The following is an 18,979-nucleotide window of genomic DNA, read 5'->3' as shown; positions in this document are numbered from 1 at the left end:
CGGAGCAGGCTGAGGGCCCGATCTGTGCTGACGTTTCACGTGAAACACCTCAGCCCATGATGGATCCGCAGGTCTCGGAGGTGACTGGCGAGCGCACGACGGATGCCGCTGACGAGGTCGCTGAGCCGTCGGCCGCTGACCAGGACGCCGCACCCACGGGGGAATCGGAACCCTCACCTCGCGACATGCAGGATGGCGAGGATGCCGCCCCCGCCGGCGATGCCGTTTCTGATGTGCGAGCTGCGCTCGGTTATGACATCCTGCTCGGCGGGGCGATTGTTCCCCGTGAAACATCGACCGCGACGGCTCCCGCGCCGCGCGACGCGGATGGAACCGAGCCGGTCGATGGCGTCGAGGCCGCTACCCCAACCGACGCCCCGGGCGATGACGAACGTGCTGACTTTGGTGCCGCTGACGCGAAGGCCGAGGTCGCCGTCTCCGATGGCGAAGGTGTGGGGGATGCCGCCACGGCGGTGACGTTGACCGGTCGCGTCGTCGACGAGGCATCGGCAGATCAGGGCACGGCCGAGGTGCCCGAGGGCACTGCGTCACAAGAGGATGTGTCGCACCGCAATTCTGCGCAGAGCGAGGGGTACGTGCCGCGTCATCATGCCGGGTCCGAGGCCACAGACGCTCCGCAGTCGCAGAGCGTCGAGGCTGATCCCGCCCTGGCTGCGCGCTCACCCCTGCCGTCGCGTCGCGCTCGCCGCCATGCCCGCCCCCGCGTTCCCAGCTTCGAACGCGCGACGGACACCGACTGGCAAGGCGTGACAGATCACGACGACGCACAGCACCCCATGGACGACGAAGGACGACGCAATGTGCTCCACGCCGAACCCGAGGCACCGTCAGCCGAGCCCAGGCCGGCGCGCGTGAGTTTCACGGGCGTCGAACAACTGCCGCGCCCGACGCACCCGCGGGTGCTCACGGTCGCAAATCAGAAGGGCGGCGTCGGGAAGACGACGACGACCGTGAACGTCGCGGCGGCGCTCGCTCAGGCGGGGCTCAAGGTTCTCGTCATCGACATCGACCCGCAGGGCAACGCTTCCACTGCTCTCGGCATCGAGCACCACTCCGACGTGCCGAGCGTCTACGACGTCATCGTCGAAGGAACGCCGATCGACGAGGTCATGGCCCAGTGCCCCGACATCCCCGGCCTGTGGTGTGCGCCGGCGACGATCGACCTCGCCGGCGCGGAGATCGAGCTCGTCTCCCTGGTCGCTCGCGAATCCCGTCTGCACCGTGCGATCAACGCGCAGTTGGCTGACTCGACCCCGGACGAGCGCTTCGACTACGTCTTCATCGACTGCCCGCCGAGCCTCGGGTTGCTCACCGTCAACGCGTTCGTCGCGGCTGACGAGGTGTTCATCCCCATCCAGTGCGAGTACTACGCGCTCGAGGGGCTGAGCCAGCTGCTCAAGAACATCGAGATGATCAAGATGCACCTCAACCCCGGGCTGCACGTCTCGACCATCCTTCTCACCATGTACGACGGGCGCACCAACCTCTCCGCGCAGGTCGCGGACGAGGTGCGCGCGCACTTCCCCGAGCAGGTGCTCGGCGCGCTCGTGCCGCGCTCGGTGCGCATCTCGGAGGCGCCGAGCCATGGCGAGACCGTCATGACGTACGACCCGACGAGCACCGGTGCGACGAGCTACCGCGATGCTGCTCGGGAGATCGCCCTGCGCGGTGCGAGCGTGCCCGAGCCGTCGGGGCGAATCGGACGATGACCGACGCCGTGACGCCCGACGGCGATCGCCGTCATGCTGCAACGTCGTACGCAGCCTTCCCATACTCATCCCGCCTGACCCACCGTGTAGGAAGTGGACCTCGATGAACGACAAGCGACGTGGACTCGGCCGTGGCCTGGGTGCGCTCATCCCCAACACCACCGAACCGACGCGGGTGACGCGCCCGACGGACGTCTTCTTCACCGACTCCAAGGCCTCGCGCACGCAGGACGGCGACGAACCCAGCGCCCCGGAGGCCCGTGCGAGCCGCTTCAGCGAGGCCCTCACGCCGCGCCCGTCGCACCAGGCGCCGCGGGGTACCGAACCCCGGACCGAATCGCGCGCCTCGACGCACCGCCGCCACGACGACCTTGCCGCGGCCGCGGCCGCCGTCACGCAGCCCGCGGGGCAGGCGCCGAGCGTTTCACGTGAAACAGAGGTGGCGAAGCTCGAAGCGCAGCCGGCACAGCGTGATGACGCGGCCGGCATTGATGACGAGAGGGACGTGACGTCGAACCTCGCGCCCGTGCCTGGTGCGTCGTTCGCCGAGATCTCGCAGTCGCTGATCCGCCCGAACCCGAAGCAGCCGCGCTCGGTGTTCGACGAGGAGCACATGGCCGAACTCGTCCACTCGATCGGCGAGATCGGGGTTCTGCAGCCCATCGTCGTGCGGCCCGTGCCGGAGGGCGACCCGGATCACGCGCAGACGCCGTACGAACTCATCATGGGTGAGCGGCGTTGGCGGGCCTCGCAGGAGGCCGGTCTCGCGACAGTGCCGGCCATCGTCCGTTCGACGACGGACGAGGATCTGCTGCGTGACGCCCTGCTCGAGAACCTGCACCGTAGCCAGCTCAACCCCCTCGAAGAAGCGGCGGCCTACGCACAGTTGCTCGAGGACTTCGGCTGCACGCACGACGAGCTTGCCACGAAGATCGGCCGCAGCCGCCCGCAGATCTCCAACACGATCCGCCTGCTCAAGCTGCCGCCGGTGGTGCAGCGTCGCGTCGCCGCGGGTGTCCTGAGTGCCGGCCACGCCCGTGCCCTGCTCGGCATGAGTGACCCCGCCGCGATGGAGCGGCTCGCCCAGCGCATCGTGGCCGAGGGCCTCTCCGTGCGCGCGACGGAGGAGATCATCGCGCTCGGCGACGACACGAAGCCGCGCAAGAGCGCTGTTCCACGTGAAACCAACCCGGATCTCGATCACTGGGCCAGCAATCTCGCCGACAAGCTCGACACCCGCGTCGGCATCACGATGGGCAAGAACAAGGGCAAGCTCACCGTCGAGTTCGCCTCCGTCGACGACCTCAACCGCATCATGGACGCTCTCGGGATCGAACGTGGCTGAGCGTCTCGACCCGAATGAGGCTCCTGAGGTCAATCATTCTGACGGCAGCTCGGCCACGGCGCAGACGCAGGACGGGCATCTGACGCGTTCCGACATCACCGACGCTCCGCTGATCGACGGCACGGATCCGCTGAGCGACAACGCTATCGACCGCCGTCGGGGCCGCACGGCGACGCCGCAGCTCGTCATCTTCTGCCTCTTCGCGCTGATCTTCGCCTACTTCGTCATCGGCGACGTCATGCACGGCGACTGGGGCATGGCGATGCTGGGCCTCGTCGTCCTCGGCATCTGCGGGGCGGCCATCAAGCGAGAGTTCGACAAGAACCGCTGAACCGCTGACGGCCGCCCCCCTTGCGTCCAAGTGCACCCGGGTGCATCTGGGCGCAAGGGGAGGGCAGCACGGGGGTAGAGACGAAAAGCCCCGGCCCACCATGTCTGGTGGGCCGGGGCTTCGTCGTCGGACGCTGCGTGCCCGACAGTGTCGTGATGCGGCTCGGTTCAGCCGAGGAACGGCTCGAGCTCGCGCAGCAGCTTCGGCTTCGGCATGGCGCCGACGATCGTCTTGACGACCTCACCGTTCTGGTAGACGTTCATCGTCGGGATGCCGGTGATGCCGTACTTCGCGGAGATCGCCGGGTTCTCGTCCGTGTTGAGCTTGTAGACGTCGATCTTGTCGGCGTTCGCCGCTGCGATCTCCTCGAGGATCGGCGCGACGGCGCGGCAGGGGCCGCACCACTCGGCCCAGAAGTCGACGAGGACGGGCTTGCTGTTCTTCAGGACGTCGGCGTCGAACGTGGCGTCCGTGGTGGGCTTGGTGGCTCCCATGATGTTCTCCTCTGTGCCGGCACCGGCGAAGCGGCACCCGTGGTCGATGGTTCTTGGTCGGTCGAAGATGATCAGCGCGCCGCGTCGGCGCCCTGAGGCTCCGCGGTGAGGGACGCGTCGGGAGCGGGCTCGCCCGCCGCGTCGAGGTGGGCGAGGAAGCGCTCGGCGTCGAGGGCTGCGGAGCAGCCCGAACCGGCGGCCGTGATGGCCTGACGGTAGGTGTGGTCGACGAGGTCGCCGCAGGCGAAGACGCCGTCGACGTTCGTGTGCGTCGAACGCTCCTGCGCGACGACGTAACCCTCGTCGTCGAGCTCGATCTGCCCGGTGACGAGCTCGTTGCGCGGCAGGTGGCCGATCGCGATGAACAGGCCGGTCGCGGCGAGCTCGCGCTCGTCACCGGTGACGGTGTCGCGCAGCGTCACGCCGGTCAGCTTGTCCTCGCCGTGGATGGCGACGACTTCGCTGTTCCAGGCGAATTCGATCTTGGGGTCGTTCTCGGCGCGCTCGGCCATGATCTTGGAGGCGCGAAGCTCGTCGCGCCGATGCACCATCGTCACCTTCGCGGCGAAGCGCGTGAGGAACGTGGCTTCCTCGACGGCCGAGTCGCCGCCGCCGACGACGATGATCTCCTGGTTGCGGAAGAACGCGCCGTCGCACGTCGCACACCACGAGACGCCGTGGCCGGAGAGGCGCTTCTCGTCGGGAAGGCCCAGTTCGCGGTATGCCGAGCCCATCGCGAGTATGACGGCCTTCGCGCGGTGGGTGACGCCCTCGCCGTCGACGACCGTCTTGACGGCACCGGTGAGATCGACGGATGTGACGTCGTCACGCACGAGCTCGGCGCCGAAGCGCTCGGCCTGCGCACGCATTTTCTCCATGAGGTCGGGGCCCATGATGCCGTCCGAGAAACCGGGGAAGTTCTCCACCTCGGTGGTGTTCATCAGGGCGCCACCAGCGGTGACGGAGCCCTCGAACACGAGCGGTTCGAGATTGGCTCGCGCCGCGTAGATGGCGGCGGTGTACCCGGCGGGGCCGGAGCCGATGATGATGAGGTTGCGCACGGCCTGGTCGCTCACGAAAGCTTCCTTCGTTGTCTTGTCACGGGCTGCCCGGGGAAGGTCTCGGCGCTGTCGCGCGCCCGCTGTCACCTTGCACAACGCACTCTAGTCGTGGGACATTCCGAGCGCATGCCGAGGCGTACCGCGGCGTCGAGCCACCGGGCTGGCGAGCAAGTCGATGCGAAACCGTCGACCCCGGCCCTCACGTCGTGACGGACGTCGGCCCCGCCTCGAGGTCGGTGGCCGTGCTGCAGGTGCGCGAGACGACCCAGGCCGTCGACGTGCGGCCCTTCACGGCGACGACGATGACGGCGGGGGTGCCGTCGTAGGTGGCGAAGTCGGCGTAGACGGCGTCGGGCTTCTCGATGACGCCCTTCGCGACGGCCTGCAGGCAGGCCTGCACGCCCTCGCCGGTGGCCAGGGGGCCCAAGGATTGCGCGTTGGCCTGCGCGGGTTCGATCGCAGGCGACTTCGACGTCCGCAGCGCCGCAGCCTGCGTCGCGAGATCCGTCGACGTGTACTTCGTCTGCGTCTGCGTGACACGCACGCGTGAGGCGTAGTTCTCCTCGGCAGGTTCCATCGACGCCTCTGCCGTGGGCTGGGCACTCGGATGGGGCTCGTCACGGTTCGTCACGAGGGTCACCGCGCCGATGGCGACGGCCGCCGCGGCGCCGAGCGCCAGCGCCGCGCGCCCGAGGGTGCGTCGGCGACGATGGCCGTCCAGGGAGGTGACGGTGGCCCCTGACGGGCTCTGCGACGCCGCCGGAGGATTCATCTGTCCTTCGGAAGCCGGGACCGCGGGGCGCTGCTGCGTTCCAGGACGCTGCGGCAGCGGCACCGCCGGGGGCACCGCGGGGCGCTCATCGCGCTGGAGATCTTCGGGCGGACGTCGCACGTCCGACAGCCTCTCGTCCGAGGGCACCCCCGCCTCACGGGACGCGCTCGTCAGCGCGTCGCGCACGCGCGTGGCGACGTCGTCGGGCATGCGGGGAGCGTCACGGGAGGCCTCCGTCCGCAGCATGGCAGCGATCTGTTGCTGCACCTCGGCCGACGCGACCGGTTTGTCGTCGGCGTGCGCGGACGCCTCCCACTCGTCGCGGAAGTTGCGGGTCATGTCAGGCCTCCTCTCATGAGCGTGGACGGGTGCTTCATTGTGTCTGACGCGCAGGCGGGCACGGTGGTTCCGTGACGTGAGCCACGTCTTCGGGATGACGCCTCGGCGTCATCGATCCGCGAGCATGCCCGCGAGGGCAGTGCGCCCCCGCGCACACCGCGACTTCACGGTGCCCTCGGCGATGCCGAGGTGCGTCGCGGCCTCGGCGACGCTGAGACCCTCCATGTCGACGAGGACGAGGCACAGGCGCTGCCCCTCGGGCAGCTGCGCAAGGGCCTGACGGACGTCGAGGCGGACGTCGGTCTGCGCATGCGCGTCCCGCGTGTCGGCGATGTCGTACTCGGGCCACTCCTGCGTCGGCTTCAGTCGGCGCAGCCGGTCGAGTGCGGAGTTGACGACGACGCGGTGCAGCCATGTCGAGAACTTCGCATCACCGCGGAACGACTCGAGGCGTCTGAACGCGGCGAGGAAACCCTCCTGCACGGCGTCCGCGGCGAGCTCCGGGTCGCGGGTCGTGCGCAGGGCGACCGCCCACATCCTGTCCTTGTAGCGCTCGAACAGCACGCCGAACGCGTCCGGGTCACCCTCACGATGAGCCTGGACGAGTTCTTCGTCGGTGCTGTCCCGAAGCACTGATCCGTTCACTTCGAGACCGTGACCTCGGCGATCGACGACTCGTAGTACGACTGGCCGGCGGGCTTCGTCTGATTCGGGATGAAGACAGTGACATAGCGCCCCGACGCGTTCGTCGAGATCGTCTGCTCACTCGTCGCGCTCGACATCGAGCCGACCTTCGTGCCCGTCTTGCCGGGGGTGTCGCTGACGTAGACGTCGGCGGTCAGCGGCGTGCGCTTGCCGGGCGTCACCTTGATGGTCTTGACGGCTGTCTGCGAACCCAGGTCGATGCTGACGCCACCCATGTCGGGGTCGCCGCCCCAGGAGGCGCGACGGTAGCGCAGGCTCATCCACACCGTGTCGGGGTTGCCGTCGATGGCGTTGGCCGCGGCCAGCGAACCGGATTGGCGCGCTCCTTGCGCGTTCACGAGCGTGGCTGCGGCGGCTTGGACGGGGGTGCCTGCCGGGGCAGCGCTCGAGGCAGAGGACGGCGCACTCGAACCCTTCGGCGACGAGGCGGTCGTGCTGGGCTTCGCGGCGGCGTCCGGCTTGTCAGAGCTGCCGGTGATGCCCTGGAGCCCGAAGATGGCGAGCACGAGCGCACCGAGCACGATGAGGCCGACGAGGACGAGGGCGAGCTTGCTGCTCGCCGGGTCAGGGTCGTCGGTGCCGCCGTTGAACCCCGGTACCGGGGGCTCGAGCTCCTCGAACGACGGGTCGTAGGAGGTGCGGGCGTACGCGGCGTCCTCGTCGTCGAGGTTGAACTGCGTGGTCTCGTCCGCGTCGAATGCGACGGGGCGGCCCACCATCGTCGCGTCGGCGGGGTCGGGTTCGTTGACACGACGCGGGGCGGGCTTGCGCGGAAGAGCCACCGCGGGCTTCGCGCCGGGGTCGGTGGCGTCGTCGCCGCGCACGTCGTCGGTGGAGGACGAACCGTTCTTGGTGCCGCTCTTCTTGACGGTGCTCACGCCGCTGCTCGTCGCACCGGCCTTGCCGGAGGCGCTCTTGTCCGAGCCACCCTTGCTCGAACCTGCCGCTGCGAGGGCCGCAGCACCGACGGCTCCGACGGCCGAGCGCTTGCCTGCACCGTCGCCGGAACCCGCGCGCACGTCGGCCCGGCGAACGACGAACGTCGACTCGGGCTCGTCCGCTGTGTCGTCGTCGGTTTCGACGCTGCGTCGCCCACGGCCCGGAGCCGTGATGATCTGCGCCGACCACGGCGCGAGCTGACGCGCGACCTCGCCCGGCGTGCGCGGGCCGTCACCGCTGTTGAGGACCTGGCGGCACATCGCGTCGAGATCACTCGGCACCCCGTCGACGATCTCGGCGGGTGTCGCGATCTGCCCGTCGGCGCGACGCTGCGCGAGTTCGATGCCCTTGAGGCCCTCGATGTCCTTCGGGTCGCCCGGCCACGTGCCCGTCAAGGCCGTGTAGAGCAGATCCACGAGCGCACGCGTGTCGATGGCGGTCGCCTCGGAGCTGGAGACGTCGTCACGCCCGGCGAGAGAGCCACCGACGGCGACCTGGGTGACGGCGATGGAACCGTCGGCGAGGCGTAGGACGTGACGCGGCGTCAGGATGAGGTGGTGCAGGCCGCGCTGGCGCGCGGCCTCGAGGGCGCTCGCCGTCTCACCGACGATGCGACGCGCCTCCTCGGGATGCATCGGCTCGAAGCGTGCGAGGTCGGCGAGGCTGTAGGCGCCCGTGTGCGGCTCCTCGACGATGTACGCGAACTCGTCGTCGCGCCCCGCGTCGAGCACGCGCACGAGGCGCGGGTCCTCGACGCCCGCGGCGCGGCGGGCACTGTCGAGCGCCGCGTCGGCGTGCGCCGAACGCGACCCGACGACGGTGATGGCGACGTCACGCCCGAGTTTCTCGTCACGCGCGATCCAGCGTGCGAGACCGGGGGCGTCCGAGATCTCGGACGTCAGCTCGTACCGGTTGCCCAGCACCGTGCCCTTCGTGATGCCCTGCACTCGCACTCCTCGTCGCGTCGATGAACCACGGCCCGCGCGTCGCTGAGACGCCGGGCTCGGTTCATCCTAAGCAGCCCGCCGGGCAACCACGCGGTACGGCGTCCCTTCGGCGCGGCGAGGTCTGGAGGCATCGCCCCGAGCGGCCGTGACGATGACGCGTCACGACCGCGAGGGGACGTCAGCCTCGACGCAGACGACGGGTGATCGGGCCGAGCAGGCTGTTGATCTCCTGCACGCGCAGGCGGCTCGCGACGAGGAAGTACACGGCGAGGAACAGCGGGCCGATGATGAGCAGTTCGACGAGGCTCTCGACACGCGTGACGGGCGCGACCTGGTGGATGAGGAAACTGACGAGCAACGTGACGCCGGTGGCGATGATCGCGGCGATCGCCAGACGGACGTATGTGCGCACCGTCTCCGACAGGTCGACGGCGCCGAAGCGGCGCCTCAGCAGGACGAAACCCACCGCGGCCTGGACGACGTTGGAGATCGTCTGCGCGAGACCGACGCCGACGCCGACCCAGTGGGCGCCGGGGTGACCGAGGATGGTCGTGTCCTGCAGGAAGAACCAGGGCACGGTCAGTCCGACGGCGATCCCCGTGCAGATGATCTGCATCCAGAACGGGGTCTTCGCGTCGTTGTAGGCGTAGAAGACGCGCTGAATGACGAGGCACAGCGAGTAGGGCACGAGGCCGACGAGCATGGCGATGGCCATCGAGCCGATGGCCCACCGGGTGTCCGGATCCGCGCCGAACATGGCCGACACGAGCGGGAAGACGAGCGCGAAGCAGCCGAACGTCAGCATGACCGACGCAAGGCCCGACAGGCGGATACCTGTCGTCATGTCGTCCTTCACCTTGTCCGTCTCGTTGCGGCCGGCGGCGATGGACATCCGCGTGAACAGCGCGGTGACCAGGCTGACGGTGATGAGGGAGTGCGGGAGGGTGAACAGCAGGAACGCCTGATCCTGCGCTCCCTTTCCGGGTTCACCGTCAGGCTGGGAGTTGAGCAGCCGGGACGTGACGATGAGGCCCAGCTGCTGGACGATGACGGCCGCGAACGCCCAGCCGGCCATTGTCGAAGCGCTGCGCAGACCCACGCCGCGGAACTTGAAGTTCGGGGTGAACGAGTACCCCGCACGCTTGAGCACGGGGACGAGCACCAGGGCCTGAGCGACGATCGCGAGCGTCGCGGGCAACGCGAGGACGAGGATCATCTCCGTGGTCCACCCCGAGTACGGCGGAACCCCGTTCTGACCGTGCGGGTACGCCGCGATGAACCAGACGAGCCCCAGGATGATGACGACGTTCGCCAGCGCGGGGCTCCACATGAACGCCCCGAAGCGTCCGCGCGCGTTGAGCACCTGACCGAGGATCGTGTAGACGCCGTAGAAGAAGATCTGCGGAAGGCAGATGAGCGTGAACGCCGTGGCGACGTGGAGCTTGTCGCCCGTGACGTTCTTGTGGTCGTAGATCTGGTAGACCCACGGGGCGAGGGCCATGCCGATGACGGTGACGCCGAGCAGGATCGTCAGCGTGAGCGTGACGATGCGGTCCGTGTAGGCCTTGCCGCCGTCGGAGTGCTCGAGCGCGCGCGTGATCTGCGGGACGAGAACAGCGTTGATGACACCGCCGGCCAGGAGCAGGTAGATGATGTTGGGCAGGCTGTTGGCCGTCGCCCACGTGTTGGCGATGCCCGTCGTCGAGCCGAGGGCCCAGACCGTCAGCACGGAACGGAGCAGGCCCAGCATGCGTGAGACGAGCGTGCCGGCCGCCATGATGGCGCTGTTGCGCAGAACCCCGCCTGTTCCCGAGGACTTCGCCGCTGCGGTCTGGGGGCCGTCGGCGGGCGTCTCGACGGGGTCGGTCGCCGGGCCTGCGGCCCCCGTCGTCGGGATGGCCGCCGTCTGCGCGCCTCGTGTTTCACGTGAAACACGAGAGGCGCCTGAGCCTCGCTGGGCGCCGGGTCTGCCGGAGACGGCCAGGGCGTCGTCAGCCTCGAGGTTCCAGGCGTCCTCGGCCTCGCGACGCTCGCGGTAGGCGTCGACCTCGCCGAGGTCGATGACCTGCGTGTGGTCGCTGCTCGCGTGGCTGCGCGTGGACTCGAGGTTGCGCAACCACTGCGCCTCCTGGTCGGCCTCGAACCACGACTCGTAGGCCGAACCGATGCTCGTACCCGCGACGTTCGGCATCGCGATGGTGTGCCGTACCGCCGTCTCGTACATCGCGCCGAGCGATCCGGACGCCGCGCCGTTCGGGCGCGACGGATCAGGTTCGGCGTTCGACATCGGCTACTCCTCCAGCTGGATGTCCCGCGCGAGCTCATCGCGTCGGCGGGTTCCCGCCTTCCTGCCGCGCACGAGGCCGTAGCAGAAGACGAGCAACGCCACGATACCGAGCACCCAGAAGATCCACGTACCCGTCGGGCGCGCGTTGATGCGCAACGGGGACGTGTCAGACGTGTCCGGGCCGAGCGCGACGCCGTTCGCGGCCGTCAGGCTCGCGTCGACGTCGACGAGGCTCGCAGCCTGCGCGGCGAGGGGGACGCGCACCGTCGTCTGGCCCTTCGCCTTGATCGTGACGGGCTCCGGTTGTGAGCGGAACTGCACCGCGTACGTGCGTGGCGTGAGCGTCAGGCTGACGTCCTTGACGTCGCGCGCCAGGTCGTTCTTCACCGTCACGCTGATCGTGCCCGAGTCGGAGAAGAAGTTGATGCGCGCCGGGACGACGCTGACGTGCTCGGGGATCGTCGACACGGCGGCGGAGGCATGCTGGACGAGCTCGTCGACGTCCGGCGAGGTGCCGCGCCAGCGGGTGCTCGTCAGTTGATCGAGATTGCGGCTCCACGCCGGCACGATGTCGTCACCGTCGACGACCGCGCCCGCCACCTGCGTCAGCGACGCGAGGGTGCGCGATGCGCGTTGCAGGTCGCGCGCATCGAAGGCCTGCGTGCTGGGCCGGGGCCAGACGCCGTCCGAGGCAGGTGCCTCGGTCGACAGCTTGGCCACGGTGCCCGCCGAGCGGCTGCTCGAGACGTCGAGGGCGCTCGTCGTCATCCACGGCGCCGTGTCGATGGCCGACAGCACCTGCGCCAGACGCGACGGCGACGTCGTGCCGAGGCGATCGCCCATGACCATGAGGCTGCGGTCGGCCGACGGAAACTGTTGGTAGAGAGCGAGACCCGCGGCCTGTTCGCGCAACCCGGCCTCGACGTCGCTGTCGGCGCCGTCCGAGCTCAGCGGCGCGCTGAGGGCGCTCGTGTACCCGATCATCGGGATGCCGGACGTGCTGCGCCGCGCCGCCGATGAGGCCGAGACGAAGTCGGAGCCGTCGAGCGTGACGTTGGGCGTGATGATGAGGGGCTTGCCGCCGAGCACCGACGACCACACCTGCGACAACCGGTTCGTCGCCGACACGCTGAGCGGCGCAGCCGGCGCGGCGACCACCGTCGTCGACAGTTCCTTCAACGCCGGCGACAGTGGACGGGCGAGTGCGCGCCGCAGCACGGCGTCGCTGCCCGGGGGCCGATCGTCCGCCGTCAAAGACGACAGGTCGGGGTCGCCGTAGGGCGTGAACACGACCTGCTGACCGCTCGGACGCTCCTTCAACGTCGCGACGAGGTCGGCCGCGAGTGCCTCGACGGTCGTCGCCGGAGCAGGATCCTGCGAGGACGAGCTGCTCGAAGAGGAACTGCTTGACGACGAGGACGCGTCCCTCGACGAGGTCGACGAGGTCGATGCCCCGCTCGGTGCGGTGTTGCTGGGCGAGGCACTACCGGCGCTCGCCGTCGACGACGCGGAGGACGAGGACGGCGTGCTGCCGGCGTAACCCGTGTCACCGGGCGAGGCCGACGCGGAGCTCGACGAACTGGGCGTCGACGTCGTCGCCCGGTCCGCGGCAGCCTCCGTCGGGAGCGAACCGTCCTGTGCCGCAGCGGGATCGAGCACCGCCGGGTCGATCATCCACGTGATGGGGGCACCCGGGTTCGAGGCGAGGAGACGCTGGATGTCCGAGCCCGGCCCGATGGCCTTGTTCCACGCGTCGAAGCGCTCGCGACCGCTCGCGGTGAACAGCTTCGGGTCGGCCGGAAGCGTGATGGGAATGACGACGGACGTCGACATCGGCGTGAACTTCGTCGAATCGGCCTGCGTCGTCACGAAGCTGCGGATCGTCGCGGTGGAGCCGCCTCCGGTGACATCGACCTGCAGCGGCATCGTCGCCATCGAGAAGCTGACGTCGAGCTGGTTCGCCGGGATCGTCACGGTGACGTTCGTGCTCGCGCCCGGTGCAAGCGTCCCGACGTTCGTCGTCGCCGTGGCGGGGTTGGTCATCGCGACCTCGCCGGCGCTCCAGCGTGACTGCACCTCCAACGTGTCGAGCGCACGCTTGGCGACGCTGATGCGGGTGGTTGCGTTCGTCAGCGGCGTCGAGCCCGTGTTGCGCACCTGCACGCTGAGCGAGAGCGAGTCGCCGCTCTTCAGGGTGGGGGGTGTCGAGCCTGTCAGCGACACAGCGATCGGACCGCTCTGCGCCGAACTCTTCGTCGCGACGCGCGAGGCGCTCGCGGCATGGGCCGACATGCCGGCCACGGACGACACGTTCGTCACCGTCGACGCTGCGGCAGTGCTCGTCAGGCATGGCGGGCCGCTTGCCAGGCAGGTGGCGAGCAGGCCCGAGAACGCGGCGAGGTGGGCTCGTCTCGTCATCGACTCAATGACCGGTCAGGCGGGCCCACGCCGTCGCGGCGATGCGGCGTTCGTTGGGGAACGTCAGGTGTTCGTGGGCGCGGTCGAGGCGGAACCACTGCGCGTCGATGGCTTCGTGGTCCGGGTCCTTCTCGATGCTGATCTCGCCTCCGACGGCTTCGAGCAGGTAGTGGTGCACCATCTTGTGGATGCGGTAGCCCGGCACGGAGAACCAGTAGTCGATGACGCCGAGCGTCACGAGGGCGCGGCCCTTGATGCCGGTCTCCTCCTCCACCTCGCGTTCCGCGGTCTGGACTAGCGTCTCACCGGCTTCGATGTGGCCCTTCGGCAGGCACCACTCGACGCGTCCGGCGCGATTGTGGCGCGCGATGAGAGCGAGGTAGGCCTGGTGGTCGCGAACGTCGACGACGACGCCGCCCGCAGAGATCTCCTCGAGCGTCGCAAGGCGCGCAGCCCGGTGCACGCGGTGCGAGGAGACGGTCATTCTCATACCTTAACGAGAGGGTTCGGCGTTTGCGCCCGCGCTCGCCCGCAGGCCCCGGCATGATGCGGAAAACTCGCCGGCGCCCGGTCTTGACGTCCGTCGCGGCCGTTCGTGGGTGGCCTGGGGGTGCCCCGTCAGTGTTGCTCGCGCTCCGGCAACATACGAGCGATGACGGCGCCGACGAGCGTCGCGACCATGAGCGGGATCAGGGCGCCGGTGCCGGCGCCGAGGGCGCACAACAGCAGCGCGGCGAGGGGCTTGCGCAGGCCAGCGCCGCGAGCGTCACCCATGCGCCGTCGTGAATGAAGGCGGCGATCTCCGGCATCTGCTCGTGTCCGGAGAATCGGGCCTGCGGGAGGAAGGCCGCGAGGAGGGCGACGGCCATCGTGGCGAGCATGGCCTGCACCCATGACGGTGCCGGCACCGCATCGAGCCATCTGCCCAGCAGCGGCTGTGCGGCGTTGAAGAGCGCGGCGATCGCAGCGCCCGCGGCTGCGGGAACGAAGGCCCACAGCATCTGTTCCTGACCGCCGCCGACGGTCGGCAGACCGAGGGCGACGTGCTCACCGCTGGTGGCCTGATGGATGACGACGCAGCCGAGGAAACCGGCGACGGCCGCGACACCGAGGGCGCACAGGTGAAGCGTGCGCCGCCAGCGCACGGCGACGGGATCCTCGGATTCGGTGATGAGGGAGTCGAGGGTGTCGAGGTGGTCATCCTTGCGCCGCAGCGGCACGATGATGACACCGCTGAGCAGGATGGTGGCGGCAGATCGTACGGGGCTTCTGGGCCCGTGCCAGATGAGGTGCTGCGCACCGTTCATCGGGGTCAGCGCGAGGCCGGCCACCGCCCCGAGACCGCACCGTAGGCGGCAGCGACCGCGCGGATGCGCCGAGCGGGTAGGAACGGCGGCACGTCTGCTGAGGTGCTCATGTGGGGACCGTCGATTCGATGCTGGCGTGGATGTGACCGACGTCGAGCGAGGACGAAGCGATGTTTCACGTGGAACATGGCGACGGGGGGCGACGATCGCCCGCATTGTCCATCGCAACGACTCCATTTGATGAAGCCCGTTGCGAAGAGGCGCTGGACGCGAGGCGACGGCCACCACTCAGGCGTGGCGGCAGCCATCACGCGGCAGCGCAACGGGGGTGCGGCCCGAGGTGGGCGACTGGATACCCTTGACCAGTGACGCACACCTCCACCTCCACCCAGCAGGACGCCCGGACGGGCACGACCGCGGCGCCTCCGGCGTCGGGGGCGAGGATGCTCGGGACAGCGATCGCGCATCTCGAACCGGTCATGCCGCTGCTGCGGCAGCTCGGTGAGCTGTTCGCCGGGGCCGGGCACGAGATCGCTCTCGTCGGTGGGCCGGTACGCGACGCCTTCCTCTCCCGCACCTCGCCGGATCTGGACTTCACGACGTCCGCCCGCCCCGATGACACCGAGCGCATCGTCGCCGGATGGGCCGACGCGACGTGGGATCTGGGCCGCGCGTTCGGCACGATCGGGGTGCGCAAGGGTGGCGTCCAGGTCGAGATAACGACCTACCGCGCCGACGCCTACGACCGTGAGACGCGCAAGCCGGTGGTCGAGTTCGGTGACTCGCTCGACGACGATCTCGTCCGCCGCGACTTCACCGTCAACGCGATGGCGCTGCGCCTGCCCGACCTGACGTTCGTCGACCCGTACGGCGGTCTCGCCGACCTGGCTGCAGGTGTGCTGCGCACCCCGACCGACCCGGAGGTCTCGTTCGGTGACGACCCACTGCGCATGATGCGCGCGGCACGTTTCTCGTCGCAGCTCGGGTTCGACGTCGCGCCCGAAGCGTTCAGGGCGATGCGCGAAATGGCCGCGTCGATCGAGATGATCTCGGCCGAGCGCGTGCGGGACGAACTGGTCAAGCTCCTCATGTCACCGACGCCGCGCCGAGGGCTCGAACTGCTCGTCGAGTCGGGCATCGCCGAACACGTGCTGCCCGAACTGCCGGCGCTCGCGCTCGAGATCGACGAGCACCACCGTCACAAGGACGTGTACGAGCACTCACTCATCGTGCTCGAACAGGCGATGGCGCTCGAGGGACCGCGCGAGGTGCCGGGGGTCGAGGCGCCGACCGAGGTCGAGGGGCCGGATCTCGTGCTGCGCCTCGCGGCTCTGCTGCACGACATCGGCAAGCCCGACACGCGACGTTTCGAGCCGGGTGGCGGCGTGAGCTTCCACCATCATGAACTCGTCGGCGCGAAGATGACGCGCAAGCGGTTGCGCGCGCTGCGTTTCGACAAGGAGACGATCAAGCAGGTCTCCCGTCTCGTCGAGCTGCACCTGCGTTTCCACGGCTACGGCAACGGTGAGTGGACCGACTCGGCCGTGCGCCGCTACGTCACGGACGCAGGGCCGTTGCTGCCGCGCCTGCACCTGCTGACGCGAGCGGATTCGACGACGCGCAACAAGCGCAAAGCAGCCCGGCTGCAAGCGACCTACGACGACCTCGAGGCGCGCATCGAGCGCCTCCAGGCCGAAGAGGAGCTGGCCGCCGTGCGGCCCGAGCTCGACGGCAACGAGATCCAGGCCGTCCTCGGCATCAAGCCCGGGCCGGTACTCGGGCGTGCCTACAAGCACCTGCTCGCGGTGCGCCTCGATGAGGGCGTCATCGGCAAGGACGCCGCGAGCGAGCGGCTGCGTGAATGGTGGGCGCAGCAGCCGGAGTCGCAGGGCTGACGGGGGGCCTTGCGCTGTTCGTGTTGTCATTGCGTCATTCGTGTTCTCGCGGGTGCGCGTCGCGGGCCGATGGCGGGTGCCGTGGACTGCGGCGGGCGTGTTGCCGCCGTCACGGCTGGCGTGCCTGACAAGCTGGTGCCATGACGGCAGTGGACGTGGCGTGGCAGGGCCTCGACGACGAGACGCGTCTCGACGTGGCGTCGATCGACTTCGCCGACGAGGGCGGGTTCGTCGCGACCGGCCGTCAGTCGACGGAGACGTGGCGCGTGCAGTGGGATCTCGTCGTGGATTCACTCTGGCGCACGAAGTTCGTGACGCTCGACGCCGAGGGCTACGCGCCTGTTTCACCGGAAACAGACGACGTTTCACGTGAAACAGCAGACGAGGGCGGCTGGCGGGAGCCGGTGTGGCAACGCCACCTCAACCTCTGGCGCCGTGACGACGGAGCTCGCTCGCTGTGGCGCTGGGAGGGTGACGGGTCGGGCGACGCGCCCGGTTGGCTGGCCCCGCTCGGCATGGAGGACGGCATGGAACTGCTCCTCAGCGACGCCGTCGACGTCGACCTCGGCGGCTGCCCGGTGACGAACACGATGCCGATCCGTCGTCTCGGGGTCGACGCTGCCGGCGTCGGGGAACGGCCGATCACGACGGCGTGGGTGCGCCTTCCGGATCTCGCTGTCATGCCGTCGCCGCAGGTGTACTCGTCGGGTCCGCAGGCGCTGACGGAGGCGATGACGGTGCTCGACCCGCGTGTGTTCTCGGTCGTGCACTACCGCTCGGCGACGCGCGACGTCAGCGTCGACCTCACCGTCGACGATCATGGCCTCGTGCTCACCTACCCCGATCTCGCCGCGCGCGTCGACGTCCCATGACGAGAACCATGGTCGAACCCCCGGCTCGCGATCCGGTGCATTCTGAGCCGCCGACCGAGGCCAGCTCCTGCGACCGTCGCACCCGGATGCGCTCCGGGGCCGCGCTTGTCGCCGGGGCGCTGCTCGCCATCGCAGCCGTCACCGCGTTCATCCTGCACAAGCTGGCCGCGCAAGATCCGGACACGTGGCTCATCGATCTGCGCGTCTATCTCCTGGGGGCTCGGCACGCGTTCTCGCCCGACCTCTACGACCAGCAGTACCCCGTCGCGTCGTTGCCGTTCACGTACCCGCCCTTCGGCGCGATGGTGATGGCGCCGCTCGGGCACCTGGCGTTCCCCGTGGCAGCCACGCTCGTGACGGCGACGTCGTGCGCCGCGCTCATGCTCGTCACGCGGCGCGCGCTGTCCGCCGCGTCCCGCCTCGGGCGTCGTGGCCGAGGGATGCGGTGGTGGTTCATCCCGGTCGGCGTGCTGGCGATCGCATTCGAGCCGGTGTGGGCGACGTTCTCGTTCGGGCAGGTCAACCTCATCGTGCTGGCGTTGTGTCTGCTCGATCTGACGGGCCGTCATCGTGCGCGCGGTGTCATGGTCAGTCTGGCTGCGGGGTTGAAGCTGACGCCGCTGTTCTTCGTCGCCTATCTGGTGTTCACGCGGCAGTTCCGGGCTGCGGCGACGGTGTGCGCGACGTTCGCCGCCACCGTCGCGGTGGGGTTCATGTTCAATCCGCATGGCGCGGCGGTCTTCTGGACGGATGCGGTGCGCGATCCGTCGCGCGTGGGTTCGGCCTTCTTCGCCGGTAACCAGGCCCTCACCGGGGTGCTGCCGCGGTGGGCCGGTGGGCCTCTGCCGCACGCCGTCGTCCTCGTGGCGCAGGCGCTCGCGGGTCTGGCGGCGCTCGTCGCGGCTTCCTACCTCCACCGTCGCGGTCATGAACTCGAGTCGGTGATCGCCGCGTCGTTCGGGATGCTCGCGATGTCGCCGATCTCGTGGAGCCATCACTGGGTCTGGGCGTGGCCGGCCGCTCTCGTGCTCGTGGCGGCGCTCGTCCGTCAGCTCCGGGGTGCGCGCGGGGGCAATGGCGAGCATGCGGCCGATGACGTAGACCATGGCGACGCGCGGGGCATCGGTGCCGCCGAGCGTGCGCCCGGCTGGGCCGTCGCCACGGGTGCGCTCCTCATGGTGTGGCTGCTCGTCTTCGTCTCGCGCTCGACGTGGTGGCCACCTCACTACGAGGACGCCGAGTTGTCGTGGAGCCTCGTCCAGAAGGTCTTGGGCAACACGTACGTCGTCGCCGGCGCGCTGTGGATCGCCTGGGCACTTCTCGACGCCCGTGCGGGCCGACGCGGGCGCAACGTCGCTTCACCCGCACCACGAGGTGGCGAGTAACTCACAGGTAGGCGCGCAGTTACCTGCCGACGCGTGACTTACCCGCCATCCTGACAGCGCCCTGGCCCACCGGGCACCCACGCCCCACCGCCGACACAGGCACCCCGCCGACCCGCGATGTATCGAACCGAGACATCAGGTGGGGCACAATG

At 69.4% G+C, this 18,979-nt stretch carries 15 protein-coding genes; 6 read left to right on the top strand and 9 right to left on the bottom strand.

The features are described 5' to 3' along the window. The first annotated feature begins 797 nt into the window (after positions 1-797). From HMPREF0321_RS05155 to HMPREF0321_RS05145, 3 genes are all read left to right on the top strand, one after another. Positions 798-1,730 carry a ParA family protein gene (locus tag HMPREF0321_RS05155; protein ID WP_083803210.1) on the top strand — a complete coding sequence of 311 codons (933 nt, stop codon included), beginning with the start codon at positions 798-800 and terminating at the stop codon, positions 1,728-1,730. 103 nt (positions 1,731-1,833) lie between these two features. Next, positions 1,834-3,075, top strand: a complete 1,242-nt coding sequence (locus HMPREF0321_RS05150; protein ID WP_006944763.1) for a ParB/RepB/Spo0J family partition protein — start codon at positions 1,834-1,836, stop codon at positions 3,073-3,075. Further along, entirely contained in the window at positions 3,068-3,406 is a 339-nt protein-coding gene (locus HMPREF0321_RS05145) for a hypothetical protein (RefSeq protein WP_006944618.1), read from the top strand. Before HMPREF0321_RS05150 ends, HMPREF0321_RS05145 begins: the two co-directional genes overlap by 8 nt. A gap of 167 nt (positions 3,407-3,573) precedes the next feature. Here HMPREF0321_RS05145 and trxA read toward each other — a convergent pair whose 3' ends face one another. The 9 genes from trxA to HMPREF0321_RS05100 all read right to left on the bottom strand — a co-directional run bounded on the left by trxA (position 3,574) and on the right by HMPREF0321_RS05100 (position 14,675). After that, positions 3,574-3,900, bottom strand: coding sequence for a thioredoxin (trxA, locus tag HMPREF0321_RS05140; RefSeq protein WP_006944697.1), 327 nt, complete (start codon positions 3,898-3,900; stop codon positions 3,574-3,576). Positions 3,901-3,971: 71 nt separating this feature from the next. Then, positions 3,972-4,976, bottom strand: a complete 1,005-nt coding sequence (gene trxB / locus HMPREF0321_RS05135) for a thioredoxin-disulfide reductase (protein ID WP_006944760.1) — start codon at positions 4,974-4,976, stop codon at positions 3,972-3,974. Positions 4,977-5,160: 184 nt separating this feature from the next. Beyond that, a complete protein-coding gene (locus tag HMPREF0321_RS05130; RefSeq protein WP_006944757.1) occupies positions 5,161-6,072 on the bottom strand; it encodes a hypothetical protein in 912 nt (303 codons plus the stop codon). A gap of 108 nt (positions 6,073-6,180) precedes the next feature. Further along, a complete protein-coding gene (gene sigM / locus HMPREF0321_RS05125; protein WP_235006046.1) occupies positions 6,181-6,717 on the bottom strand; it encodes an RNA polymerase sigma factor SigM in 537 nt (178 codons plus the stop codon). Beyond that, positions 6,714-8,663, bottom strand: a complete 1,950-nt coding sequence (locus HMPREF0321_RS05120) for a protein kinase family protein (RefSeq protein ID WP_006944774.1) — start codon at positions 8,661-8,663, stop codon at positions 6,714-6,716. Before HMPREF0321_RS05120 ends, sigM begins: the two co-directional genes overlap by 4 nt. A gap of 178 nt (positions 8,664-8,841) precedes the next feature. Continuing rightward, the gene (gene murJ, locus HMPREF0321_RS05115; protein ID WP_006944754.1) at positions 8,842-10,950 is read right to left on the bottom strand and encodes a murein biosynthesis integral membrane protein MurJ; all 2,109 of its coding nucleotides are present in this window, start codon (positions 10,948-10,950) and stop codon (positions 8,842-8,844) included. A gap of 3 nt (positions 10,951-10,953) precedes the next feature. Further along, positions 10,954-13,368, bottom strand: a complete 2,415-nt coding sequence (locus tag HMPREF0321_RS05110) for a DUF6049 family protein (RefSeq protein WP_006944716.1) — start codon at positions 13,366-13,368, stop codon at positions 10,954-10,956. A 4-nt stretch (positions 13,369-13,372) separates the two neighbouring features. Further along, positions 13,373-13,852, bottom strand: coding sequence for an NUDIX hydrolase (locus tag HMPREF0321_RS05105; protein WP_006944822.1), 480 nt, complete (start codon positions 13,850-13,852; stop codon positions 13,373-13,375). 205 nt (positions 13,853-14,057) lie between these two features. Then, complete coding sequence (locus tag HMPREF0321_RS05100) at positions 14,058-14,675, bottom strand: hypothetical protein (RefSeq protein WP_139023554.1); 618 nt, start codon at positions 14,673-14,675, stop codon at positions 14,058-14,060. A gap of 443 nt (positions 14,676-15,118) precedes the next feature. Here HMPREF0321_RS05100 and HMPREF0321_RS05095 point away from each other — a divergent pair, with 443 nt between their 5' ends. The 3 genes from HMPREF0321_RS05095 (at position 15,119) to HMPREF0321_RS14735 (ending at position 18,827) form a co-directional block, all read left to right on the top strand. Then, positions 15,119-16,570 carry a CCA tRNA nucleotidyltransferase gene (locus HMPREF0321_RS05095; RefSeq protein WP_040014499.1) on the top strand — a complete coding sequence of 484 codons (1,452 nt, stop codon included), beginning with the start codon at positions 15,119-15,121 and terminating at the stop codon, positions 16,568-16,570. Positions 16,571-16,710: 140 nt separating this feature from the next. Next, positions 16,711-17,442: a putative glycolipid-binding domain-containing protein gene (locus HMPREF0321_RS14740; protein ID WP_083607240.1), complete on the top strand. Its 732-nt coding sequence runs from the start codon at positions 16,711-16,713 to the stop codon at positions 17,440-17,442. Positions 17,443-17,450: 8 nt separating this feature from the next. Then, positions 17,451-18,827: a glycosyltransferase 87 family protein gene (locus tag HMPREF0321_RS14735; protein ID WP_006944703.1), complete on the top strand. Its 1,377-nt coding sequence runs from the start codon at positions 17,451-17,453 to the stop codon at positions 18,825-18,827. Positions 18,828-18,979: the final 152 nt, after the last annotated feature.

The sequence above is a fragment of the Dermacoccus sp. Ellin185 genome (assembly GCF_000152185.1).
In the GTDB taxonomy this organism is placed as follows: Bacteria; Actinomycetota; Actinomycetes; order Actinomycetales; family Dermatophilaceae; genus Dermacoccus; species Dermacoccus nishinomiyaensis.
This window is presented reverse-complemented; position numbering and strand designations above follow the sequence as displayed.